General features: G+C 59.2%; 20 protein-coding genes, 1 tRNA gene and 2 rRNA genes (1 of these 23 running past the window's edge). 10 read left to right on the forward strand and 13 right to left on the reverse strand.

Translation table 11 applies throughout. From position 1 onward, the window contains the following. Window positions 1-236 precede the first annotated feature (236 nt). Together ACTG27_RS14825 and ACTG27_RS14830 are read left to right on the forward strand one after the other, a co-directional pair. Window positions 237-1208 (forward strand): TAXI family TRAP transporter solute-binding subunit, encoded by a 972-nt coding sequence (locus tag ACTG27_RS14825; protein ID WP_005339950.1) that lies wholly within the window; start codon window positions 237-239, stop codon window positions 1206-1208. Window positions 1209-1311: 103 nt separating this feature from the next. Beyond that, complete coding sequence (locus ACTG27_RS14830) at window positions 1312-3867, forward strand: TRAP transporter permease (protein WP_439979897.1); 2556 nt, start codon at window positions 1312-1314, stop codon at window positions 3865-3867. A 532-nt stretch (window positions 3868-4399) separates the two neighbouring features. On the opposite strand, the gene ACTG27_RS14835 is transcribed toward ACTG27_RS14830, so the two are convergent. Next, window positions 4400-5653, reverse strand: coding sequence for a phospholipase D-like domain-containing protein (locus ACTG27_RS14835; RefSeq protein WP_439979898.1), 1254 nt, complete (start codon window positions 5651-5653; stop codon window positions 4400-4402). Between the two features lie 73 nt (window positions 5654-5726). On the opposite strand from ACTG27_RS14835, the gene ACTG27_RS14840 reads away from it, so the two are divergent. Next, the gene (locus ACTG27_RS14840) at window positions 5727-5903 is read left to right on the forward strand and encodes a hypothetical protein (protein WP_005339947.1); all 177 of its coding nucleotides are present in this window, start codon (window positions 5727-5729) and stop codon (window positions 5901-5903) included. On the opposite strand, the gene ACTG27_RS14845 is transcribed toward ACTG27_RS14840, so the two are convergent. The 3 genes from ACTG27_RS14845 to tatA form a co-directional block, all read right to left on the reverse strand. Continuing rightward, window positions 5881-7302, reverse strand: coding sequence for a lytic transglycosylase F (locus ACTG27_RS14845; protein ID WP_021231555.1), 1422 nt, complete (start codon window positions 7300-7302; stop codon window positions 5881-5883). The two genes, ACTG27_RS14840 and ACTG27_RS14845, sit on opposite strands and share 23 nt — an antisense overlap. A 229-nt stretch (window positions 7303-7531) precedes the next feature. Next, the gene (locus ACTG27_RS14850; RefSeq protein WP_005339945.1) at window positions 7532-7834 is read right to left on the reverse strand and encodes a YfcZ/YiiS family protein; all 303 of its coding nucleotides are present in this window, start codon (window positions 7832-7834) and stop codon (window positions 7532-7534) included. Between the two features lie 16 nt (window positions 7835-7850). Next, window positions 7851-8012: a twin-arginine translocase TatA/TatE family subunit gene (gene tatA, locus ACTG27_RS14855; protein WP_005339944.1), complete on the reverse strand. Its 162-nt coding sequence runs from the start codon at window positions 8010-8012 to the stop codon at window positions 7851-7853. Window positions 8013-8288: 276 nt separating this feature from the next. On the opposite strand from tatA, the gene ACTG27_RS14860 reads away from it, so the two are divergent. After that, on the forward strand, window positions 8289-9257 hold the full coding sequence (locus tag ACTG27_RS14860) for a LysR family transcriptional regulator (RefSeq protein ID WP_439979899.1): 969 nt from the start codon (window positions 8289-8291) through the stop codon (window positions 9255-9257). Window positions 9258-9333: 76 nt separating this feature from the next. Here ACTG27_RS14860 and ACTG27_RS14865 read toward each other — a convergent pair whose 3' ends face one another. Continuing rightward, on the reverse strand, window positions 9334-9933 hold the full coding sequence (locus ACTG27_RS14865; protein ID WP_013724175.1) for a YhgN family NAAT transporter: 600 nt from the start codon (window positions 9931-9933) through the stop codon (window positions 9334-9336). A 99-nt stretch (window positions 9934-10032) separates the two neighbouring features. Next, the gene (locus ACTG27_RS14870; protein WP_111900337.1) at window positions 10033-10278 is read right to left on the reverse strand and encodes a YecH family metal-binding protein; all 246 of its coding nucleotides are present in this window, start codon (window positions 10276-10278) and stop codon (window positions 10033-10035) included. A 209-nt stretch (window positions 10279-10487) separates the two neighbouring features. On the opposite strand from ACTG27_RS14870, the gene ACTG27_RS14875 reads away from it, so the two are divergent. Then, window positions 10488-11771: a dicarboxylate/amino acid:cation symporter gene (locus ACTG27_RS14875; protein ID WP_042052525.1), complete on the forward strand. Its 1284-nt coding sequence runs from the start codon at window positions 10488-10490 to the stop codon at window positions 11769-11771. Window positions 11772-11782: 11 nt separating this feature from the next. Here ACTG27_RS14875 and ACTG27_RS14880 read toward each other — a convergent pair whose 3' ends face one another. Further along, window positions 11783-12097, reverse strand: coding sequence for a putative signal transducing protein (locus ACTG27_RS14880; protein ID WP_005339933.1), 315 nt, complete (start codon window positions 12095-12097; stop codon window positions 11783-11785). A 9-nt stretch (window positions 12098-12106) separates the two neighbouring features. Beyond that, window positions 12107-13009 carry a LysR family transcriptional regulator gene (locus ACTG27_RS14885; protein WP_047434586.1) on the reverse strand — a complete coding sequence of 301 codons (903 nt, stop codon included), beginning with the start codon at window positions 13007-13009 and terminating at the stop codon, window positions 12107-12109. 96 nt (window positions 13010-13105) lie between these two features. Here ACTG27_RS14885 and ACTG27_RS14890 point away from each other — a divergent pair, with 96 nt between their 5' ends. Next, window positions 13106-14158, forward strand: coding sequence for an HlyD family secretion protein (locus ACTG27_RS14890; protein WP_439979900.1), 1053 nt, complete (start codon window positions 13106-13108; stop codon window positions 14156-14158). Beyond that, window positions 14158-15711, forward strand: coding sequence for a DHA2 family efflux MFS transporter permease subunit (locus ACTG27_RS14895; protein WP_439979901.1), 1554 nt, complete (start codon window positions 14158-14160; stop codon window positions 15709-15711). The genes ACTG27_RS14890 and ACTG27_RS14895 overlap by 1 nt, the downstream gene beginning before the upstream one ends. A gap of 76 nt (window positions 15712-15787) precedes the next feature. Here ACTG27_RS14895 and ACTG27_RS14900 read toward each other — a convergent pair whose 3' ends face one another. Then, window positions 15788-16414, reverse strand: a complete 627-nt coding sequence (locus tag ACTG27_RS14900; RefSeq protein WP_005348507.1) for a lysoplasmalogenase — start codon at window positions 16412-16414, stop codon at window positions 15788-15790. Window positions 16415-16589: 175 nt separating this feature from the next. Here ACTG27_RS14900 and ACTG27_RS14905 point away from each other — a divergent pair, with 175 nt between their 5' ends. Beyond that, a complete protein-coding gene (locus ACTG27_RS14905; RefSeq protein WP_005348505.1) occupies window positions 16590-16745 on the forward strand; it encodes a hypothetical protein in 156 nt (51 codons plus the stop codon). Window positions 16746-16961: 216 nt separating this feature from the next. Here the strand turns inward: ACTG27_RS14905 and ACTG27_RS14910 are convergent, their stop codons facing one another. Next, the gene (locus ACTG27_RS14910) at window positions 16962-18080 is read right to left on the reverse strand and encodes a fatty acid desaturase (protein WP_439979902.1); all 1119 of its coding nucleotides are present in this window, start codon (window positions 18078-18080) and stop codon (window positions 16962-16964) included. Window positions 18081-18227: 147 nt separating this feature from the next. On the opposite strand from ACTG27_RS14910, the gene fabR reads away from it, so the two are divergent. Further along, window positions 18228-18848, forward strand: coding sequence for an HTH-type transcriptional repressor FabR (gene fabR / locus ACTG27_RS14915; protein ID WP_005339921.1), 621 nt, complete (start codon window positions 18228-18230; stop codon window positions 18846-18848). Between the two features lie 19 nt (window positions 18849-18867). After that, window positions 18868-19233, forward strand: a complete 366-nt coding sequence (locus ACTG27_RS14920; RefSeq protein WP_439979903.1) for a YijD family membrane protein — start codon at window positions 18868-18870, stop codon at window positions 19231-19233. A 487-nt stretch (window positions 19234-19720) separates the two neighbouring features. On the opposite strand, the gene ACTG27_RS14925 is transcribed toward ACTG27_RS14920, so the two are convergent. From ACTG27_RS14925 to ACTG27_RS14935, 3 genes are all read right to left on the reverse strand, one after another. After that, window positions 19721-19797, reverse strand: a tRNA-Asp gene (locus ACTG27_RS14925). A 95-nt stretch (window positions 19798-19892) separates the two neighbouring features. Next, a 5S ribosomal RNA gene (gene rrf, locus ACTG27_RS14930) occupies window positions 19893-20007 on the reverse strand. Window positions 20008-20129: 122 nt separating this feature from the next. Next, window positions 20130-21999 (reverse strand): 23S ribosomal RNA (locus tag ACTG27_RS14935) (it continues 1020 nt past the right edge of the window).

The raw sequence follows: 21999 nt of genomic DNA on the forward strand, positions 1-21999 counted from the left end.
GAATGTGCTTAATCGGAGTGCTTGCAACTTTTTATTTGGCCCCTCAGGGGCCAATTTATCTTCGACCGACAGGAGGTCGGTAGCCTCACCACAGGATGAGGGTGACTGCCGGAAAGGGGGTGATCAACTCCCCCGCTTTCGCGCAACGAGAAGAGCGGGCAAGCCCGGCGCAGAACGGGATTGCCATCAATTTATCCGGGGATCGGATAAACAAAATCAAAGAAAAGGGAGAAAAAATGAAAGGATTAACTTTGGCATGCGCCCTGTCGGCGGCTCTGGTCGGTGTTTCATTCGGTGGTCCGGTACAAGCGCAGGAGCGCTTCGTGACCATAGGCACCGGCGGTCAGACCGGCGTCTACTATGTCGCTGGCCAGTCCATCTGCCGCTTCCTCAATCGCGGCGCCGCCGATCACCAAATCAAGTGCAACGCCCCGGCCAGTGGCGGTGGTGTTGCCAACGTCAACGGCATCCGCAGCGGTGAATTCAACTTCGGTATCATGCAATCCGACCACCAGTTCAAAGCGATGAAGGGACTGCCACCGTTTCAGGCCGAAGGGGCCATGGACGATATGCGCGCCGTCTTCTCCCTGCAGAGCGAGGTGTTCACCATCCTGGCTCGCCGCGATGCCAAGATCGCCAGCTTCGACGACCTGAAAGGCAAGCGCGTCAACATCGGCAACCCGGGCTCCGGCCAGCGTGACACCATGGAAGAGATCATGGCGGTCAAAGGCTGGAAGAAGGGTGACTTCGGTCTGGTCTCCGAGCTGAAACCGGCCGAACAGGCCTCCGCCCTCGGTGACAACAACATCGACGCCATGAGCTACTTCGTCGGTCACCCGAACGGCGCCATTCAGGAAGCCTCCACCACCACAGATGCAGTTCTGGTACCTGTGACCGGCGCCGACATCGACAAACTGCTGGCCGAGAAGAGCTACTACAGCAAGGCCGAGATCCCGGGCGGCATCTACAAGGGCAGCGACAAGCCGACCCCCTCCATCGGTGGCAAAGCGGTGCTCTCCACCAGCGCCAAAACCGATCCGGAAGTGGTCTATCAGCTGGTCAAGTCGGTGTTCGACAACCTGGATCGCTTCAAGCGCCTGCACCCTGCCTTTGCCGACCTGAAAGAGGCCGACATGATCAAGGTAGGTCTCTCTGCACCGCTGCATGAAGGGGCTGCCCGCTACTACAAAGAGCGCGGCTGGCTCTGATTGAAGGCCCCGGGGCCTTTGTCACTCTCTTCGACACCCGTCTGCCGCCTGATTGCGGGGGCGGGTGTCGCTCTTGTTGTACTCGTTGGCACAAGTTAACCCTATGCAAGATAAACAACTCTCTACCGAGGAACTGATCGCCCAGGATGTGGGCGCTCGCCTGCCGCTGGGCATCATGGGCTGGCTCATCACAGCACTGGCGCTGGCCTGGTCCCTATTCCAGCTCTGGATCGCCTCGCCACTCCCCTTTATGGTGGGGTTTGGCGTACTCAATGACACCGAAACCCGCTCCATTCACCTCACCTTTGCCCTGTTGCTGGCTTTTCTGGTGTTCCCGGCATTTCGCTCCTCGCCGCGGGATCGGGTTCCCCTCGGCGATATCGCCCTCGGTCTGATCGCTGCTGGCGCCGCCTCTTACCTGTTTGTGATGTATGAAGCACTGGCGCTGCGTCCCGGCACCCTCACCACCGCCGATCTGGTGACCGCCTGCATCGGCATTCCGCTGCTGCTGGAAGCGGCGCGCCGCGCCCTGGGGCCAGCACTGGCGGTCATCGCCATCGTCTTTCTGATCTACAGCCTGGCGGGCCCCTGGATGCCGGGACTGCTGGCACACCGCGGAGTAGGCTTTACCGCGCTGGCCAACCACCAGTGGATCACCACCGAAGGGGTGTTCGGCATTGCCCTTGGCGTCTCCACCAGCTTCGTGTTTCTGTTCGTGCTGTTCGGTGCCCTGCTGGAGCGGGCCGGTGCCGGTCACTACTTTATCCAGCTCGCCTTCAGCCTGCTCGGTCACCTGCGCGGCGGCCCGGCCAAGGCAGCAGTGGTCGCCTCCGGCCTGACCGGTCTGATTTCCGGCTCGTCGATTGCCAACGTGGTGACCACCGGCACCTTCACCATCCCGATGATGAAGAAGGTGGGCTTCAGTTCAGAGAAAGCGGGGGCGGTCGAAGTGGCCTCCTCGGTCAACGGCCAGATCATGCCACCCGTGATGGGGGCTGCGGCTTTCCTGATGGTCGAATACGTGGGCATCCCCTATGTGGAGATCATCAAGCACGCCTTCCTGCCTGCCACCATCTCCTACATAGCGCTGCTCTACATCGTCCATCTGGAGGCGCTGAAACTGGGCATGCAGCCCATCGGCAACCATCAACCCAAACCCTGGCTGCGCCGCCTGACCGGCTTTGCCTTTGGCGCGGCCCTCATCAGCGGCCTGTCACTGGCGGTCTACTATGGCCTCGGCTGGCTCAAACCTGCACTGGGTGACTACGCTCTGCCGGGGATCTCGGTACTGCTGGCTGCCACCTATGTGGTTCTGTTGAAGATCGCCGCCAGCAATGAACCGCTGCCTGCCGAAGATCCCGACAAGCCGCTCACCGAGTTGCCCAACACCCGCGCCGTGCTGCTCTCCGGCCTGCACTTCCTGCTGCCGGTGGTAGTACTGGTATGGTGCCTGATGGTGGAACGCCTCTCGCCGGGGCTGTCGGCCTTCTGGGGTACCGTGATGCTGGTGATCATCCTGCTGACTCAGCGCCCGCTGCTCAACTGGCTGCGCAAGGACGGCAAGCACGACTACGGAACCGTCGCTGACGGCGTGGTGGATCTGCGGGAAGGGCTGGTCGCCGGTGCCCGCAACATGATCGGTATCGGCATTGCCACCGCCACCGCGGGGATTATCGTGGGTGCGGTCTCCCAGACCGGGGTTGGTCTGGTGCTGGCTGATCTGGTGGAGTTCCTCTCCATGGGCAACCTGCTGCTGATGCTGCTGCTGACCGCCCTGCTGAGCCTGATCCTTGGCATGGGGCTGCCCACCACCGCCAACTACATCGTGGTGTCCAGCCTGCTGGCACCGGTGGTGGTGACGCTGGGGCAGCAAAACGGGCTGATCGTGCCGCTGATCGCGGTGCACCTGTTCGTCTTCTACTTCGGCATCATGGCGGATGTGACGCCACCGGTGGGGCTGGCCTCCTTCGCGGCAGCCGCTGTCTCCAAGGGCGATCCCATCAAGACCGGGATCACCGCGTTCTACTACAGCCTGCGTACCGCAGCGCTGCCGTTCCTGTTTATCTTCAACACCGATCTGCTGCTGATCGACGTGGACTTCGCCCACGGGGTGCTGATCTTCATCGTGGCGACCATCGCCATGCTGATCTTCGCCGCCGCCACTCAGGGCTGGTTCCTGGTGAAGAGCCGCTGGTACGAGAGCGTGCTGCTGTTGCTGGTCGCCTTTACCCTGTTCCGCCCGGGTTTCTGGATGGACATGGTGCACGACCCCTATCGCGAGACCCCGCCTGCCCAGCTGGCCCAAACCATGGGTGAAGTGGAGGCGGAGAGCACCCTGCGGCTGCGGATCCTCGGTGAAGATGCCGTGGGCAAGCCACGCAAGTTCACCCTGCTGGTCGCCGTACCGGATGGGGCAAATGGCGAAGAGCGGCTGGCCAATCTGGGGCTCAGCCTCTATGAGCAGGACGGCAAGACGCTGATCGACAACGTCGCCTTTGGCAGCCCGGCCGCCACCATGGGACTGGAGTTCGATCAGGAGATCCTCACCGTCAAGGCGCCGACCGAGCGCTGGACCAAGGAGTGGATGTGGATCCCGGGCTTCCTGCTGTTCGGGGCGATCGTCTGGCTGCAGCGTCGCCGCAGCGTCAAGGCCGGTTAATCCACCGGGCAGATGAGACAGAGGGCCGCTATTGCGGCCCTCTTTTTATTGCCTTGTTATTGCCTTGCCCTCTGCGGCTCTTGCGATGAGCAACAATCATGGAAAAAGATAAACGGTGGCGAGCGGCCAAAAAAGTGGGGTGACATGTCCATGTCACCCCCTCGCAAATAGCATGTTCCATATTGGAGTCCGGCCACGCCGGGTCTCTGTTTCACTTTCCGATAGTTCGCGACCCATCTGAAGTGCGCGCCAATTGCAGCAATGCAACCGACCAGCTACCCGTTACAACCTTCGTCCACACGGCAGACAGGCCGCCGTGTTTGTCCTTGCAACTGAAATATTACGCATAAAAACAAAATAAAAAACGTTTTTATGCCAATTCCATTCACATTGGAGTACAAAAAACAGCCTTATCACCACCATTAACTGGTTATAAAACAGTTAGATAGACTCTATCATGGCTATTCACCCGCGATGTGCATCGGCAAAGGCCTACACGCCTTTACGAGATCTCGCACAAAAAATGGCCGCCTCACAGCCAACGGCGCAGTGGCAACCAGTCGCTCAGGCGGGCTATCAGTCGCCTTGACCACCCTTCGGGTTTGCGCGGCAATCCACCCGCCTGCTCCTGCCAGCGAGCCAGCCACATTCGCAGCGCCTCGCAGATCGGCGGACAGTGCAGATGCAGCATCAGCTCGGTATTGAGAAACAGCGAGCGGGGATCGAGGTTTAGGCTGCCAAACAGCGCCCGCTCCTCCCCCAGCAGGATCAGCTTGGCGTGCAGGCTGCCGTGGCCATGGTCAAACTCGGCGACCCGGATCCCGCGCCGCAGCAACCAGCCGAGATAGCGTTGGTAGGCACCATAGACCAGCGGCACATCGGTGCTGGCCAGCGAGTTGGTGAGAATGTTGATGGCGACCCCCTGCTGGCGCAGCCGTGCCAGGCGGTGCCGGAACCCGCGGGTCAGGATGAGGTAAGGGGTCACCAACCCCAGCGAGCCGGGATTGTCAGCCAGCTGGCGCCACAGTTGACGGGCGGTGGTGGGACGGGAGATTAGCCCCTTGCCGGGACGGTCGAACCACACCTCGGCCCGCCCCTCATGCCATTGCAGCGGCAAATCGCGCTCGTCAAACAGCGCCGCGGGCAGATCGTAGACCGTGGCCACCGCCGGATCCGTCATGGTGAACAGGAAGTCGCTGACCACCTCTATTTCGGCGGGCAGCAGCTCGCGACGCAGCAGATGGCGGATGGGGTGGCTCCAGCGGCTGTGCCAGAACTGCTCGAACCCCTGCGCCATCTGCTGACACAGGCCCCCCTGACAGGCGAGATCGAGATCCACGAAGGGAGCCTGCGGATCCAGACCGAAGTAGCGATCACCGATGTTGCGCCCGCCGATCAGCGCCAGCTTGCCATCCACCAGCAGCAGCTTGTTGTGCATCCGGTGGTTGATGCGGCGAAAGCTGAGCAGCCCCTCCAGCAGCAGTGCCAGCGGGCGCCAGCCCCGCAGCCAGAAGGGGTTGAACAGCCGCACCTCGATCCCAGGGTAGTGAGCCACCATCTCCAGAAAGCGGTTGTCACCGGCATAGAGATCATCCACCAGCAGCTGTACCTTGACGCCACGCAGGGCGGCGTGAAGCAGCTCGCTCAGCAGCAGCTTGCCGCTGCTGTCCTCCTCCCAGCTGTAGTACTGCGCCTGGATCCGCTCTCGGGCATGACGGATCCAGTGGCAGCGCACCTTGAGCGCCAGCAGGGGATCGTCGATCAGGGCAAAGGATCCGGGGATCATGGTGTCATCCTGCTGTCATGGCCGGGTGTCATAACGCTGGCGAGCCTCTTCACATATTCAAAAGGAGTTGCTGATGGAACTGCATGATACCCCGATGTTGCGCTATCTGGGCCAGCTCAGCCAGCCAGATCTCATCCCGGCCACCGGCCCTGCTCACTGGTTTTTGCAACACAGGGACGGTGGCTGGCAATTGCCGACCGTGCAGGCGACCCTGCCGGTCAACCGGCTCAGGGCTGAGCCGCTTCGATAGCGGCAGCCTTACCCTCGATCTGGGGCAGGCTGAAACGATAGGCCACGTAGTACTTGTAGATGGTGCCTACATAGTTGATCGGCCCCTGTCCGACTTCGTTGGCCACCAGCTGATCCACGTTGCCGAACCAAACGTTGGGATCGAGCCCCAGCTTCTCCGCCTTGCCTCGCAGCGCCTGCACCCGGTTCGGCCCGGCGTTGTAGGCGGCGAGGGCAAACAGGTGGCGGTTGAGTCGATCCAGCTTGGGATCATTGAAGTAGGTATCGAGGATCAACCGCATGTAGCGACAGGCGGCCTCCACATTTCCCTCCAGCGTGGTGAGTCTGGCGCCGTTGATGCCGACCTCCCGCCCTGTGCTGGGCAGCAGCTGCATGAGGCCCACGGCCCCCTTGGGCGAACGCGCCTTGGGATTGAGGCCGGACTCCTTGTAGCCAAGCGCCGCCAGCATCAGCCAGTCGAGATCGTATTGATTGGCGTACTTCTCCAGCACCTTGCGAATGGTCGCGAGGCGCCCCATAGGATCCGGCGCCAGGATATTGCTCATCTGATCGCTGCGAACCAGCAACCGGCGCAGGGTCATGTCGCTGTAAAGGCTGTTGCGGCTGACACTCGCCAGATAGCCATTGACCGCCTTGAGCAGCTCGGGGCTGTTCTTGCGCAGCGCCCAGGCGCTGGTGCCATTGCTGCGCAGGGGGATCAACTTGTGAGCCTTGAGGCCGGAGATCATGCCACCCAGCCAGATCCGCCCCTTGTAGCTGTCGGTCACCGTCAGGGGAATAATGCCAGCGGCCACCATCTCCAGCAGATCGCCATCCTGCAGGTATTCGGGCACCGTCTCGATATAGACGGGGGGCAACCCCAGCTCGCGAAACAGCCAGTTGAGCTGGCGCAAACTCTCGTAGTAGCTGGAGCTGGCCCGCACCCAGACCCGCCTGCCGGAGAGCTGGGTAATACGGCTGAAGGCGGGCAGGCTCTGCTGGCTCACCACCCACTCCTCGATGGATGAAATGAGCGGCCGGGAGAAGGCCACCTGTTCACGCCGGGTCGGAGTCACCGTCATGGTCGCCGCCACCAGATCGCCACGCCCCTCGGTCAGATAGTCCAGCAGCTTGTCCTGACGCACCGGGATGTAGACCACCTTGAGTTTGACCTTCTCTTTGGCGAGATAGGTCTTGTTCAGCCAGCGCTCGAACCCTTGCAGCTGATTGACCAGAATGCCGTACTGGGCGCCGCGATCGAGAAAATAGAAGCCGCGCTCATAGACCACCAGCGCCCTGAGTTCGCGCTTTTGCAGAATACTTTCGAGGTCACCGGGTTGGGGCAGACGCTGTGGCTTGAGTTCAGCCGCCAGCAGGGGAAAACAGCAGAGGGCCAGCAGAGCCCAGATCCAGCGTCGCATCACGATGGCTGCCCCTGTGCTGAGGTCACGCCTGCTGCCTGTTGGCAGCACGGATCACGATAGAGGGTGGGATTGGGAGCAGAGATCCATCGCTGCGTCATGATGTTTACGCCTTCTGTTGGCCGACTCGCGCCGGGCAAAAACGTCTGTGGGATAGAGTAACTATAGAACGCCGACCCACAGCAGAAGGGTCAACACGGCAGGCAAACCTGCCGCGTTATCAGACAACTCAGATAGAGCGGGCCCGCATTTCGAAAATCAGTTTTTCGGCGGTGCAGGTGAATTGCAGGCGGGCTTTCAGGATCACGCCGTTGGCGCCCTGGGTCAGTTCGCTGCTCACTTGAGCTTCGGCGGTGACCTGTTTGGCCAGTGCTTCATAGGCAGCCAGCTTGGCGCGGGCATCAGCCTCGGCAGCGGCTTCAATCACCAGATCCATCACATCGTCGCCTTCGCCGATGATGGTGCCGATCTCGGCAAAACAGCCGCAGCTGTCACAGGTTTCGTTCAGTTCAACTTTCTCGTCTACAGACATTTTCTACTCCTACTGCTTATTTCGGATGATTTGCGTCGTCACGCATCGCCTTGCGAAAATCTTTGATGGCGGTACCCAGATCCTCACCTGCACTGGCAAGACGCTTGCTGCCGAAGACCAGCACAACAACCAGCAAGAGGATCAACATATGCCAGATATGAATTCCACCGAGTCCCATAGGGATACTCCCTCACAAAGAGATATCTGTTACTTGTATCAAAATAGAGAGCAGGGATTGTTGGGCAAAATCAAGGCAGGTGCAAGTGAGCAAATAAATCATAGCCAAAAAATAGGGCGACCCTGAGGTCGCCATATTGATTGTGCTACATGTCCCCTCAACCGCTACATCCTGTACCAGTGGTTCATGCGAACCTGAGACCATTCGAGGATAAGATCGCCAAGATATGAAAACAAATGGTATAAATTCATCTTAGAATTGAAGAGGATTCATATCATGCTGCTGGAACAACTGGGTCGCATCGACCTCAATTTGCTGATTATCCTGCAGGTACTGCTGGAAGAACGCAACGGCAGCAAGGCGGCACACCGCCTTCATCTGAGCCAGTCCGCGGTCAGTAAAGCCCTCGGCCGTCTGCGCGATACCTTCAATGACCCCCTCTTCATCCGCTCTGCCTACGGGCTGGAACCCACCGGCCGAGCCCTTGCGCTGCAACAACAGTTGCAACCCATCCTGTTGTCGCTGGACAACCTGATCCAGCCGCCCGAGTTCGACCCCGCCAGCTCGGAGCGGGAGTTCGTCATCGCCAGCATGGACAGCGCCTTTACCCTGTTTGCCCCGCTCTACCTGAGCGAGCTGAAGCGGCAGGCACCAAGGATCCGCTTGCGTTACGAGGAGTGGACCGAGAACAGTCTGACCGAGATGAGTCAGGGACAGGTGGACATCGCCTTCGCGGTGCGAGAGAACTGCATCAGCTCCGATTATCGGCTCGATACCCTGCCCGACAGCATCTGTCAGCGAGTGCTGGCGGTCGATGATCTCACCTGTCTGGTGCAGCAGCACCACCCCGCGCTGCGGGAGCCCAACTGGAATCTGGAGCACTACCTCAGCTATCCCCATGTACAGACTTACTGCGAGGGGCGGGACCGCTGGATGCTGGATCACAAGCTGGCGGAGCAGGATCTCTACCGGCGTATCGAGGCAACCGTGCCCTCCTTCGAGGCGGCGTTGCGGATGGGGATGCACTCCGACATGATAGTGACCCTCTCCAGGCTCTACGCTCGCCACGCTACCCAGGTCTATCCGCTGTTGCAGCTGCCGCTGCCCATCGGGTTGGACAGCATCTCCCATCTGCTCATCTGGCATCAGCGTCACAGCGAGGATCCGGGCCACCGCTGGCTGCGGGAGCTGCTACTCTCCCTCATCATGAGCAAACTGGAACCCGCTGCGACCACTCACGGGTGACGGCACGCCCTCTCGACAGCAAAAAAGAACGGGGCTCTGCGTAGCCCCGTTTTATTCACTTCAACATGTAAACCGCTCAGCCCTGACCGGTCACCGCCAGATAGTGATGAACCCCGTCCAGCAGCATCTGAACCGAGATCATCACCAGCAGCATGCCCATCAACCGCTCCACCGCAGTGAGTCCCCGCTCACCCAGCAGCTTGTTGAATACCTCGTAGAACATCAGGATCACCGCACTGGCAGCCCAGGCCAGAAAGAGTGCCAGCGACCAGTCCACCATCCGGGTCGGCTCCTGATTGGCCAGCAGCATCAAAGAGGCGAGGATCGACGGACCGGCGATCATCGGGATCGCCATCGGCACCAGGAAGGGCTCCTCGCCCGCCGCCAGCCCGGTCACCCCCCCCTCACTCGGGAAGATCATCTTGATGGCGATCAGGAACAGGATGATCCCCCCCGCAATGCTGACCGCCTCCTGCCGCAGGTTGAGGAAGCCGAGGATCTGCTGACCGACGAACAGGAACAGCATCATGATGGCCAGCGAGAAGAGCAGCTCGCGCACCATCACCTTGCGACGTCGCTTGGGATCGATATGACGCAGGATAGAGAGGAAGACCGGCAGGTTGCCCAGCGGGTCCATGATCAGAAACAGCATGACTGCGGCAGAGAAAGTGTCCATACAACGCCCGGGCTACGCCCTGAATAGGGAAAAGAGAGGGGGCGAAATATAGCAAAGGGCGAAGAATTGAGCGAGCGCCATGATGCGCTCGCAGCGGGATTAACCGTGGTTGCAGATCTTGTCGGCGCGGGTCTGGAAACCCTCTGCCGAGTCGATAAATTTGCTGCGGGCAGCCAGAAAGTCGATCAGCGCTTCCGCATCCATCTCGCTGGCGCTGCAGGTATGAAAACGGGCCTCGGCACCGAACCGCTCGGCCATCGCCTGCTTCAGGCTGGCACGGGTAAATTGCCCCCCTTGCGCCAGCATCATCTCCATCACTTCGTGACCATGAACCGATTGCGACATCTCTCACCTCAATAATGAACATATTTAATGCCAATTAAATATCTCCCCGCCCGGAGGGATCTTGATATAGGCCAATAAATTGCGCATTACCTGGTCAGGGGAGTGGTCACCGCCACCGCTTTGTCGATAATGTGGCAACCCGCGTCAGGGATCGCTACACTGGCGCCCCTTTTTGGCCATCGCAGACAATGTATAAGGATATTGGCGTCATGCTGTTCCATGGAGAGGCTCTCAAGCCCTGGCAGATCTGGACCCGCCGACCACTCTGGCTCAAGACCCTGATCGGCATGCTGACAGGGGTGGGTCTGGGCGTCGGCTTTGAAGAGCAAGCCCTGCTGCTCAAGCCCCTTGGCGTCCTGTTCGTCAACACCATCCAGATGCTGATGGTGCCCCTCATTTTCTGCTCGGTCATCGCCGGTCTCACCTCGCTGCTCAAGGGCAAGGCCCTCGATCGCATCGGCAGCAAGGCGATCTGCCTCTACTTCTGCTCGACCGCCATCGCCATCTGCATCGGCCTGATGATGGGCTGGCTGCTGGAGCCCGGCATGGGTGCCGACATGGGCCCCTATGAGCGGATCGGTATGTCGGAACCACCCACCCTGGCCAGCGTGCTGAGCCATCTGGTGCCGAGCAACCCGGTACAGGCGATGGTGGATGGCAAGATCCTGCAAGTGATCGTCTTTGCGGTGGCGCTGGCGGTCGCCCTCAATGCCAGCGGTCGCCGTGGCCGCCCCGCCATCCTCTTCTTCACCTCGCTGGCCGAGGGGATGTTCAAGCTGACCCAGATGGTGATGGCGCTCGCCCCTTACGGTGTCTGCGCCCTGATGGCCTGGATGACCGGCAAGTACGGTCTCGACCTGCTGCTGCCGCTGCTCAAGGTGATCGGCGCCGTCTACCTCGGCTGCCTGCTGCACGTGCTCGGGGTCTATAGCACCCTGCTGCTCCTGCTGGCACGGCTCAATCCGCTGCACTACTTCAAGAGCATCGTTGATGCACAGGCGGTGGCCTTCACCAGCAGTTCCAGCAACTCCACCCTGCCCATCAGTCTGGCCTGCGCCGAGAAGCGGCTGGGAGTCTCCCCCGCCATCACCGCCAAGGTGCTGCCCATCGGCGCCACCATCAACATGGATGGCACCGCCCTCTATCAGGGAGTGACTGCGCTGTTCGTAGCTCAGGCATTCGGTGTGGAGCTGCACATGGTCGATTACCTGACCATCATCAGCATCGCTACCCTGGCCAGTATCGGCACCGCTGGCACCCCGGGCACCGGATTGATGCTGCTGACCCTGACCCTGACGGCGGTGGGCTTGCCGCTGGAAGGGGTGGCACTGATTGCAGGCATTGACCGGATCCTCGACATGGCGCGCACCACGGTCAATGTATCGGGGGATATTCTGGTGTCGGTGCTGATCGCCCGCAGCGAAAACGAGCTGGATCTGGCGACCTATCACGATGCCAGCGCAGGGGAAGATATCGAGTTCCCGCCGCGCTAGCGGAAGAAAGCTCAGCTGTCGTGGGGATCGTGGTGACAGCGCCAGCAGACGTCGAAGTTGGCGCCGTTCTCCTCCCCGCACTGGCCGCACAGCCAGCCATTACCCTGACGCTGCTGGTAACGCTCGATGACCCGTCCTGCCTTGCTGCGATCCTCGGCCCGCACCATCAGGGTCACCTGCAACATGTCGACCGGCAGTTCGCCAAGGGCGCCCGACAGCCCCTCGCCATTGAGGCGCACCAGCACCCCTTCCGCCTCCAGCGCCCCTTTCAACGCGTGCGCCTCCAGGGTGTGTGAGGCGCGATAGAGATTGATCCAGTTATCCATAGCTCCCCCTTACAACAACTTGTCGATGCCAAACTCGGCGCCGTTCTCAATCATGAAATCGATGAATGCCCGCAACTTGCGCGGCATCAGTTGCCGCTCCGGAAACAACAAATAAATCGGCACCCTAGGTTGCTGCCACTCTGGCAGCAGGATCACCAATTCGCCGCTGGCCAGCTCATCCTGACAGAGCATAGCGGGTAACGAGGCCAACCCCAGCCCCGCCTTCGCAGCCTCCCGGGCACAGGTAATATTATTGACCCGAAAACGGGATGGGGGGTCAACCAGCACCTCTTTGCCATCCAGCTCGAAGCACCAGTGAGAGGCGAGAAACCCGCTGCTCACCGTCACCCGCTCGTGGTTGGCCAGATCCTCCGGCCGCTCGATGACCGGGCTGCGGGCCAGATAGTCCGGGCTGGCACAGAGCAGCCGCCCGGTGCTCCAGAGTCGGCGTGCAGCCAGATTGGAGTCGCTCATGTCGCCAATCCGCACCACCGCATCCAACCCTTCACTGATGGGGTCCACCACCCGGTTGGTCAGCTCCAGCTCCACCTGCAGGGCGGGATAGGCCTGCAAAAACTTGGCGACCAAGCGCCCGACCACCAGTTGCCCCGTCTCGATGGGCACCGCCAGTTTGAGGGTACCGGTCACCTCCTGCTGGCTGGCGCTCAGCATCAGCTCGGCTTCGGTCAGGGCATCGACCGCCTTGCTGCAGTGCAGGTAGTACTTCTCCCCCTCCTCGGTCAAAGTGAGCTGACGGGTGGAGCGATAGAGCAGACGCACTCCGAGCCGCTGTTCCAGTTCGGCGATGCGGCGGCTGACCATCGCCTTGGTCATCCCCAGCTCGCGGGCAGCCCCCGTAAACGAGCCCTTGTCGACGATACGCACCAGAATTAACGCGGCATTGAGATCCATTGTTGCACCAGTGAAACTGTATATCTCGTGAACCAATACTAATCGAAACAGTTGACCAGTGTTAGCCTGCGCCCCTTAAGTTCAGGAATCACAAAAATGAGTCAACACAAGAAAATTCCCCTGCTGGCAGCCATGATATTGGCGCTGCTCGGTCTGCTGTTCGCCGGTTACTGGTATCTTCACGGCCGCTATTTTGAAAGCACCGACAACGCCTATCTGCAAAGTGAAGTGACCGGGATCAGCTCCAAGCTGCCCGGCTATATCCGCGAAGTGCTGGTCACCGACAACCAGCCGGTCAAAGCGGGTCAGCTGATCGCCCGTCTCGATGATCGCGAATACAAAACCAGGGTCGCGGAGGCCGAAGCCGACCTGCGCCTCAATCAGGCGACGGCCGAAAATCTGGCCGCCACCCGTACCCAACAACTGAGCCTGATCCAGCAGGCCGAGGCCAAGGTCGCCTCCGCCAACGCCGAACAGCTGCGCGCCAGCCAGCAGGTCAACCGGATCAGTCAGCTCAACCAGCGCCACTACAGCTCGCAAGACAGTCTGGACGAGGTGCGTGCCGGCCTGCAGGTCAATCAGGCGCAAGCCCGGGAGGCCCAAGCAGCCCTGCAAGCGGCCCGCGAGCGACTGCTGGTACTGGATGCCGAGCGCAAACAGAATCTGGCCAAGCTGGCATTGAGCGAAGCACAACTGGAGCAGGCCAAGCTGGAGCTCGGCTACACCGAACTGCGGGCGCCTGCTGACGGCATCATTGGCAAGCGCAGCCTGCGGGAAGGGCTCTACGTCCAGTCCGGTATGCAGGTCGCCAGCCTGGTGCCGCTGCAGCAGGTGTGGGTCGAGGCCAACTTCAAGGAGACCCAGCTCACCCATATGCAGCCGGGCCAGAAGGTCGAAGTGGTACTCGATGCCTACCCGGATCAACCGGTCGAGGGGATCATCGACAGCTTGGCACCGGCGACCGGCGCCAAGTTCGCCCTGCTGCCGCCGGAGAATGCCACCGGCAACTTCACCAAAATCGTGCAGCGGGTGCCGGTCAAGATCCGCATCCCCGAGCCAGGCCCGCTGGCAGGCAAGCTGCTGCCGGGTCTCTCCACCGAAGTGATCGTGGATACCCGCACTCCTGATCCCGTGGTGGCTGCCAACTGATGGAACCCATTCCACGTCGCAACTGGATCGCGGTCATGGGGGGGCTTATCGGCGCCTTCATGGCCATCCTCGATATCCAGATCACCAATGCCTCCCTGAAGGATATTCAGGGGGCCCTGTCGGCCACCCTGAGCGAAAGCTCCTGGATCTCCACCTCCTATCTGGTGGCGGAGATGATCGCCATCCCCCTGAGCGGCTGGTTGAGCCGGGGATTGAGCGTGCGCCGCTACCTGCTCTGGACCACCGGTGCGTTTATCGCCGCCTCCGTGCTCTGTTCGTTCAGCTGGAACCTCACCAGCATGATCGTCTTCCGGGCGCTGCAGGGCTTCACTGGCGGGGCGCTGATCCCGATGGCCTTTTCCCTCATCATCACCCTGTTGCCATTACAGAAGCGGGCCACCGGCATGGCGCTGTTTGGCCTCTGCGCCACCTTCGCCCCCGCCATCGGTCCGACCCTCGGCGGCTGGCTCACCGAGCAGATGTCGTGGCACTACATCTTCTATCTCAACGTGCCTCCGGGACTGCTGGTGATGGCTATGCTGGCCCACGGGCTGGATAAAAAACCGGTGGACTGGGCCGTGATCAAGCGGGTAGACCTCATCGGGATTGTCACCATGGCACTCGGCCTCGGCTTGCTGGAGGTGGTACTGGAAGAGGGCAACCGGGAGGACTGGTTCGGCTCAAGCTTCATCGTGCGACTGGCGGTCATCTCGGCGGTGGCGCTGGTGTTCTTTGTCATCAGCCAGCTGATCCGCCGTCACCCGCTGGTCAATCTGCGGCTGCTGCACAACCCGCGCTTCGCGCTGGCCTGCTTCGCCTATCTGATCCTCGGCATGGCGTTGATGGGATCCATCTATGTGCTGCCGCTCTACATGACCCAGATCCACAACTACAACGCGCTGGAGATCGGCGAGGTACTGATGTGGATGGGGCTACCGCAACTGCTGGTGCTACCGCTGGTGCCCAAACTGACCCACAAGATAGACCCGCGCTATCTGGTGAGCTTCGGCTTCCTGATCTTCGCCGTCAGCTGCTTTATGAACGTCAACATGAGTGCTGACTACGCCGGGCCGCAGCTGATCCAGTCGCTTATCGTTCGGGCGCTGGGGCAACCCTTCATCATGGTGCCGCTCTCCCTGGTCGCCACCGCCAGCCTGAGTCACGACGAGATCCCCTCCTCCTCGACCCTGCTCAACGTACTGCGCAACCTCGGTGGTGCGTTCGGTATCGCCATTATCGCGACCCTGCTCGACAACGATACCCGCACCCATGTGCTGCAGATTGGCAGCACTCTGCCAGCCAGCAGCATCGAGGGACAAACCTATCTGCTGCAGCTGGCCCAGAGCATGATGGCACAGGGTTCAGGCCCCGAGCTGGCCGAGCAGCAAGCCCACGCCATGCTGGCCAATACCATCAACCGGGAAGCGGCCATCATGGCCTACAACCAGGTGTTCTACATCATGGGGATCTTCCTGCTGATCGCCAGCGGCCTGATGCTGTTGCTCAAATCCCCCGCCCCACGGGTAGCGGATGCCGAACCGCTAGAGGCGTGAAAAACGCCGGGCATAAAACGAAAAACGGGCCAATGCCCGTTTTCGTTATCTGTTACCTGCACTCAACCAGAAGACGTTATCCCGCCAGCGACCCTGCAATCAGGAATTGCGCCGCGAAGTAGCTACTCATCACCCAGGCTCGAGCGTGGGGAAAGGGACGGCGGAAGCGATCGAGCGCCAGCATGCTGTCGGAGAAGAGGAACATCAGCGCCCCCACCAGAGCGGCGGCAGAACCGGCAGTGAGAGAGGCGTGCCAGGCACCGGCGGCCACCCAGGCCATGCCGATAATCACCAGCATGTAGCAGAAGACCGGGATCCGCATCTCCCCAAGCTTGCCCCACAGCAGGCCAAAGACCATGCCGGCGATCAGCAACAGCAGCAAACCATCCACCAGATTGAGCAACAACGGCCCTTGGGCAAAACCGACGATATAGCAGAGATGCGCGACAAGAAATGCCGCCAACCCCTGAATGAAGCGATCGCTTGGCAGCATCAGCAGCACATCGCCCGCCAGCGAGAGGCAGAGGCCAAGCAGGATCCAGGCGTGTGAGCCATCGTGGTCATAACTCTGGTAGCCGAACGCCAACGCAATGATAAGCAGCATGGTCAGCGGCTTGCTGATATAGAACTGGCGGCTGTCTGAACCGTAGGCAGCACGGATGTGCCACCAACCTGAAGCGATGATCAAGAAACTCAATAACATGCCCTGCTCCTCACCTGTTGCTCGCAGTCATACGGCAACCGTTTTTATCATGGTGCAGGGTAACAAATTCCCTCCCCCAGTGGCAGGGGTGCTGATCAAATGGACAGACTAAGCCTAAAGTCTAATTGCCGCCCCGAGTGGTTCAGGGCATAAGTGACGGGTCTGGAGGATCACCATGGAAGAAGCTATGAAAAACTATCTGCCCGCCATCGATATTATGATGTGCCATCTGGGGATCAGCTTTGAGCAGGCCTGCGAACAGCTGGGTCTTAGCCAGCAGGAGCAACAGGCGCTGGATCAGTTGCAGCAACAGCAGAGCCAAGCCAACTAAGCCCTCCCGTTATTGGATATCATGATGCGCTATCTGGGGATCAGCTTTGAGCAGGCCTGCGAACAACTGGGTCTTAGCCAGCAGGAGCAACAGGCACTGGATCAGTTGCAGCAACAGCAGAGCCAAACCAACTAGCCCGTTCAAACATGCATACCAAAGAGAAGACCGCCAGCAGGCGGTCTTCTCTTTTAGTCTGTGTGATACCTCGGCAAGGCATCATGCAATGCCTGCCAGCAGGCGACTCCAGTTGCGTTTACCAGCGATGAAGCCGTCCCGCAGGGCCCGATACTCCAGTTGCAGCTTGAGATGGTCATAGCGCGCCAGCGCCTTGCGCTTGCGCAGCTCCAGCAGCCGCTTGCGACTGGCATAATAGTGTTGCAACTGCTGGCTCAGCTTGTCGTACTCCTCCTGCAGCAGCGCCTGCCACAGTTCGCGATCTTCCTGCTTGCGCAACTTGGCTTGTGCCCGTTTCAGCTGCATCTGCAGCCGGGCCTGTTCGATACGCTCCTCCGGCGAGGATCTGAGATCCCCCGCCAGACCACACCAGGAGGCGAGCCGGATCAACCACTTGGTCGGATCGAACTGCCACCAGTGAATGCCGTTGCGGTAGTCATTCTCGAACAGGTGGTGAAAGTTGTGGTACCCCTCGCCAAAGGTGAAAAAAGCCAGGATGCCGTTATCGCGAGCGGTATTGCGGTCGGTATAGGGCTGACTGCCCCAGATGTGGGCCAGCGAATTGATGAAGAAGGTGGTGTGGTGAGTCATCACCATTCTCAGCACGCCCGCCAACAGCAACATGCCGAGCAAGTCCCCGTGCCACAGGCCAAGCAGCAGCGGCAGCCCCAGATTAGCCGCCAGTGCCAGCGTCAGATAGTGACGGTGCTGAAACGCGACCACCGGGTTGTTTTGCAGGTCACGCACATTGCTGTAATCACCATAGCGATCTCCTTGATGCTCCCGCAACATCCAGCCGATGTGCGAATACCAGAAGCCGCGCCCCGCGCTGTAGGGGTCTTTATCGTTGTCATCCACATGACGATGGTGACGGCGGTGATCGGCCGACCAGTGCAGGGCCGAATTCTGTAGCGCCAACGCACCGCCGATGGCAAACAACCACTGCAAAGCGAGGTGCGCCTTGTAGGCCTTGTGCGACCAGAGCCGGTGATAGCCTGCGGTGATGGAGAGACCACTAAGGCAGAACAACAACAGGAAACTGGCCCACTGCCAGAGATCGTAACCGTGGTTCATGCCGTACCAGGGTACGACAATCAACGCCACTATCCCGGAGAGGGAAAACAGCAGGGTATTAGTCAAAATAATGGGGGGTCTGGCCATCTCATTGCATCCTTTCAGCGAACAGCTGTTAGCCATTTTCTATGGTGATTTCCTCACGGTCAATGGTAAAAAAGTAGGATACAAACCTGATCCTGAGGCGCCTTCGGGTTATCATTTGGCCTCAATAAGCTGAAGGTGACTGATTTCGTGGGTATTCGCGCTCAACAAAAAGAAAAAACTCGGCGTACATTGATCGATGCTGCATTCAGCCAACTGTGCGCCAATCGGAGTTTCTCCAATCTCAGCCTGCGGGAAGTCGCTCGTGAAGCGGGTATCGCTCCTACCTCTTTCTATCGCCACTTTCGCGATATGGAGGAACTGGGCCTGACCCTGGTTGACGAAGGAGGTCTTACCCTGCGCCAACTGATGCGACAGGCACGCCAGCGCATTGCCGGTGGTGGCAGTGTCATCAGCACCTCGGTGCAAACCTTTATGGAGTTCGTCGAGAACAACCCCAACATCTTTCGGCTGCTGCTACGGGAACGCTCCGGCACCTCGGCCGCCTTTCGTCAGGCGGTGGCTCGCGAAATCCAGCACTTCATTGCCGAGCTAACCGATTATCTGGAAGCCACCACCGAAGCACCACGGGAAGATGCCTACATCCAGGCAGAAGCCATGGTTACCATCGTCTTCAGTGCCGGTGCCGATGCGCTCGACATGACCAGCGAAGAGTGCCGGGCACTCTCCGACCGAACAATTCGCCAACTGCGGATGATCGCCATGGGCGCCGAGGTACAAAACCAGAAGCGCCGTGAACCTCACCCATGACCACAGGATGGAGAACGATATGACTGAACAGCTTATGATCCCGAAAAAACCGCTCGCCATGGCGATTCTGATTGGTATCTGTGGCGATGCCTCTCTGGCCGTGCTGACCAACTCGGTTGTGCCTTTCTCCTTCTTCCCGCTGATTGCCCTCTGGCTGGCGGCCTATCAGCTGTTCCAGCACTATCGCCATGAACCCATGGTGGGCAACACCCCCATCTGTACCCTGCTCTGCTTCTTTATCGGTGTCTTCGGCCACTCCGCGCTGCTCAAGGTGCAATACCCGGAACTCGGCAGCAACTTCTTCTCCCTGATCATGATGCTGCTGCTACTGGCAGCACTCTCCATCAAGCTTGGCCTGAGCATTGGCAAGAAAGAGAAGTCCTGATAAATCGACCGAGTGATAGTAATTACCTGATAGATAACGCAAAGAGGCCTTCCCAACGGGAAGGCCTCTTTGTTTGCGCTGTACCTGATTAATCCGCCACGCCCGGCAATCGCGGTATGGTCAACCTCGCCAAGCGGCTTGGCTTCAAGATCGATGTCCAGATGGAAGAGGGGGTGGTCAATATGGAACTGCCCTGTACTCAGCAAGCAACACAAGCCTGATTTGGCCGCCTCTAGACTCGCTCAAATGGCTGTGAATGAAACTGATAAGGCTCTGATATAGCCAGAAAATGGTGGAAATAAACGGCTATCTGGCACTCTTACTAGGCAGGGAAAGCCAGATATTGGCGGTTTAACACGCTAAAAACACCAACGCGCGGTCGTGAGAGCGGGCTTTGTGTTGGTTCTTGCGTACAAATCTGTGGGACTTATGGACAAAATCGTCCATAGCAAAAAGGCCTTCCCATCAGGGAAGGCCTTCAAATTAGTGGCGGAGCGGACGGGACTCGAACCCGCGACCCCCGGCGTGACAGGCCGGTATTCTAACCGACTGAACTACCGCTCCGCATTCGGTTAGCTTGCGCTAAATCATTTGCCGCTTCTTCTGAGGTGTCATCCTCGCAGCCGGCTATGTGTTTTCACATCACCGTTTAATTGGGTGCCTGGCAGTGTCCTACTCTCGCATGGCGAATGCCACACTACCATCGGCGCTACCGCGTTTCACTTCTGAGTTCGGCATGGGATCAGGTGGTTCCACGGCGCTATGGCCGCCAGGCAAATTCTTAATCTAGAAAGCTGACGTGAGTAGTGATGTTGCGCTTGGCTTGTCACTATCACTGAATTTGAGTAGTTCGCTTGGTATCTGTTACAAGCCTTAGAACACTTCTTGGGTGTTGTATGGTTAAGCCTCACGGGTAATTAGTATGGGTTAGCTCAACACGTCGCCGCGCTTACACACCCCACCTATCAACGTTGTGGTCTCCAACGGCCCTTTAGGACCCTCAAGGGGTCAGGGATGACTCATCTCAGGGCTCGCTTCCCGCTTAGATGCTTTCAGCGGTTATCGATTCCGAACTTAGCTACCGGGCAGTGCCACTGGCGTGACAACCCGAACACCAGAGGTTCGTTCACTCCGGTCCTCTCGTACTAGGAGCAACTCCCTTCAATCATCCAACGCCCACGGCAGATAGGGACCGAACTGTCTCACGACGTTCTGAACCCAGCTCGCGTACCACTTTAAATGGCGAACAGCCATACCCTTGGGACCGACTTCAGCCCCAGGATGTGATGAGCCGACATCGAGGTGCCAAACACCGCCGTCGATATGAACTCTTGGGCGGTATCAGCCTGTTATCCCCGGAGTACCTTTTATCCGTTGAGCGATGGCCCTTCCATTCAGAACCACCGGATCACTATGACCTACTTTCGTACCTGCTCGACCTGTCCGTCTCGCAGTTAAGCTGGCTTATGCCATTGCACTAACCTCCTGATGTCCGACCAGGATTAGCCAACCTTCGTGCTCCTCCGTTACTCTTTGGGAGGAGACCGCCCCAGTCAAACTACCCACCAGGCACTGTCCGCGAGCCCGATTCAGGGCCCTGCGTTAGAACATCAAACATACAAGGGTGGTATTTCAAGGACGGCTCCAGCGCAACTGGCGTCACGCCTTCAAAGCCTCCCACCTATCCTACACATGTAGGTTCAATGTTCAGTGCCAAGCTGTAGTAAAGGTTCACGGGGTCTTTCCGTCTAGCCGCGGGTACACCGCATCTTCACGGCGAATTCGATTTCACTGAGTCTCGGGTGGAGACAGCATGGCCATGGTTACACCATTCGTGCAGGTCGGAACTTACCCGACAAGGAATTTCGCTACCTTAGGACCGTTATAGTTACGGCCGCCGTTTACCGGGGCTTCGATCAAGAGCTTCGCTTGCGCTAACCCCATCAATTAACCTTCCGGCACCGGGCAGGTGTCACACCCTATACGTCCACTTTCGTGTTTGCAGAGTGCTGTGTTTTTGATAAACAGTCCCAGCCATCTGGTCACTGCGACTCCCAACTGCTCCATCCGCAAGGGACTTCACTGTCAAGAGCGAACCTTCTCCCGAAGTTACGGTTCTATTTTGCCTAGTTCCTTCACCCGAGTTCTCTCAAGCGCCTTGGTATTCTCTACCCGACCACCTGTGTCGGTTTGGGGTACGATGACTTGTAATCTGAAGCTTAGAGGCTTTTCCTGGAAGCAGGGCATCAATGGCTTCCACACCGTAGTGTGTTCGTCTCGTGTCTCAGTGTTGTGTCTCCGGATTTGCCTGGAAACACCACCTACGCACTTTCACCAGGACAACCGTCGCCTGGCCCACCTAGCCTTCTCCGTCCCCCCATCGCAATTACAAGTCGTGCAGGAATATTAACCTGCTTCCCATCGACTACGCCTTTCGGCCTCGCCTTAGGGGTCGACTCACCCTGCCCCGATTAACGTTGGACAGGAACCCTTGGTCTTCCGGCGAGGAGGCTTTTCACCCCCTTTATCGTTACTTACGTCAGCATTCGCACTTCTGATATCTCCAGCATACCTCTCGATACACCTTCGCAGACTTACAGAACGCTCCCCTACCACTCACACATAAGTGTGAATCCGCGGCTTCGGTGCCTGGTTTGAGCCCCGTTACATCTTCCGCGCAGGCCGACTCGACTAGTGAGCTATTACGCTTTCTTTAAATGATGGCTGCTTCTAAGCCAACATCCTAGCTGTCTGAGCCTTCCCACA

It is taken from the genome of Aeromonas sp. 97A (genome assembly GCF_051919185.1).
Taxonomy (GTDB): domain Bacteria; phylum Pseudomonadota; class Gammaproteobacteria; order Enterobacterales; family Aeromonadaceae; genus Aeromonas; species Aeromonas veronii.

What these genes read in the sequence shown, in the direction of transcription:
- ACTG27_RS14825 (WP_005339950.1), top strand. Translation starts at nt 237, where the DNA reads ATGAAAGGATTAACTTTGGCATGCGCCCTGTCGGCGGCTCTGGTCGGT.
- ACTG27_RS14830 (WP_439979897.1), top strand. Translation starts at nt 1,312, where the DNA reads ATGCAAGATAAACAACTCTCTACCGAGGAACTGATCGCCCAGGATGTG.
- ACTG27_RS14835 (WP_439979898.1), bottom strand. Translation starts at nt 5,653, where the DNA reads ATGATCCCCGGATCCTTTGCCCTGATCGACGATCCCCTGCTGGCGCTC.
- ACTG27_RS14840 (WP_005339947.1), top strand. Translation starts at nt 5,727, where the DNA reads ATGGAACTGCATGATACCCCGATGTTGCGCTATCTGGGCCAGCTCAGC.
- ACTG27_RS14845 (WP_021231555.1), bottom strand. Translation starts at nt 7,302, where the DNA reads ATGCGACGCTGGATCTGGGCTCTGCTGGCCCTCTGCTGTTTTCCCCTG.
- ACTG27_RS14850 (WP_005339945.1), bottom strand. Translation starts at nt 7,834, where the DNA reads ATGTCTGTAGACGAGAAAGTTGAACTGAACGAAACCTGTGACAGCTGC.
- tatA (WP_005339944.1), bottom strand. Translation starts at nt 8,012, where the DNA reads ATGGGACTCGGTGGAATTCATATCTGGCATATGTTGATCCTCTTGCTG.
- ACTG27_RS14860 (WP_439979899.1), top strand. Translation starts at nt 8,289, where the DNA reads ATGCTGCTGGAACAACTGGGTCGCATCGACCTCAATTTGCTGATTATC.
- ACTG27_RS14865 (WP_013724175.1), bottom strand. Translation starts at nt 9,933, where the DNA reads ATGGACACTTTCTCTGCCGCAGTCATGCTGTTTCTGATCATGGACCCG.
- ACTG27_RS14870 (WP_111900337.1), bottom strand. Translation starts at nt 10,278, where the DNA reads ATGTCGCAATCGGTTCATGGTCACGAAGTGATGGAGATGATGCTGGCG.
- ACTG27_RS14875 (WP_042052525.1), top strand. Translation starts at nt 10,488, where the DNA reads ATGCTGTTCCATGGAGAGGCTCTCAAGCCCTGGCAGATCTGGACCCGC.
- ACTG27_RS14880 (WP_005339933.1), bottom strand. Translation starts at nt 12,097, where the DNA reads ATGGATAACTGGATCAATCTCTATCGCGCCTCACACACCCTGGAGGCG.
- ACTG27_RS14885 (WP_047434586.1), bottom strand. Translation starts at nt 13,009, where the DNA reads ATGGATCTCAATGCCGCGTTAATTCTGGTGCGTATCGTCGACAAGGGC.
- ACTG27_RS14890 (WP_439979900.1), top strand. Translation starts at nt 13,106, where the DNA reads ATGAGTCAACACAAGAAAATTCCCCTGCTGGCAGCCATGATATTGGCG.
- ACTG27_RS14895 (WP_439979901.1), top strand. Translation starts at nt 14,158, where the DNA reads ATGGAACCCATTCCACGTCGCAACTGGATCGCGGTCATGGGGGGGCTT.
- ACTG27_RS14900 (WP_005348507.1), bottom strand. Translation starts at nt 16,414, where the DNA reads ATGTTATTGAGTTTCTTGATCATCGCTTCAGGTTGGTGGCACATCCGT.
- ACTG27_RS14905 (WP_005348505.1), top strand. Translation starts at nt 16,590, where the DNA reads ATGGAAGAAGCTATGAAAAACTATCTGCCCGCCATCGATATTATGATG.
- ACTG27_RS14910 (WP_439979902.1), bottom strand. Translation starts at nt 18,080, where the DNA reads ATGGCCAGACCCCCCATTATTTTGACTAATACCCTGCTGTTTTCCCTC.
- ACTG27_RS14920 (WP_439979903.1), top strand. Translation starts at nt 18,868, where the DNA reads ATGACTGAACAGCTTATGATCCCGAAAAAACCGCTCGCCATGGCGATT.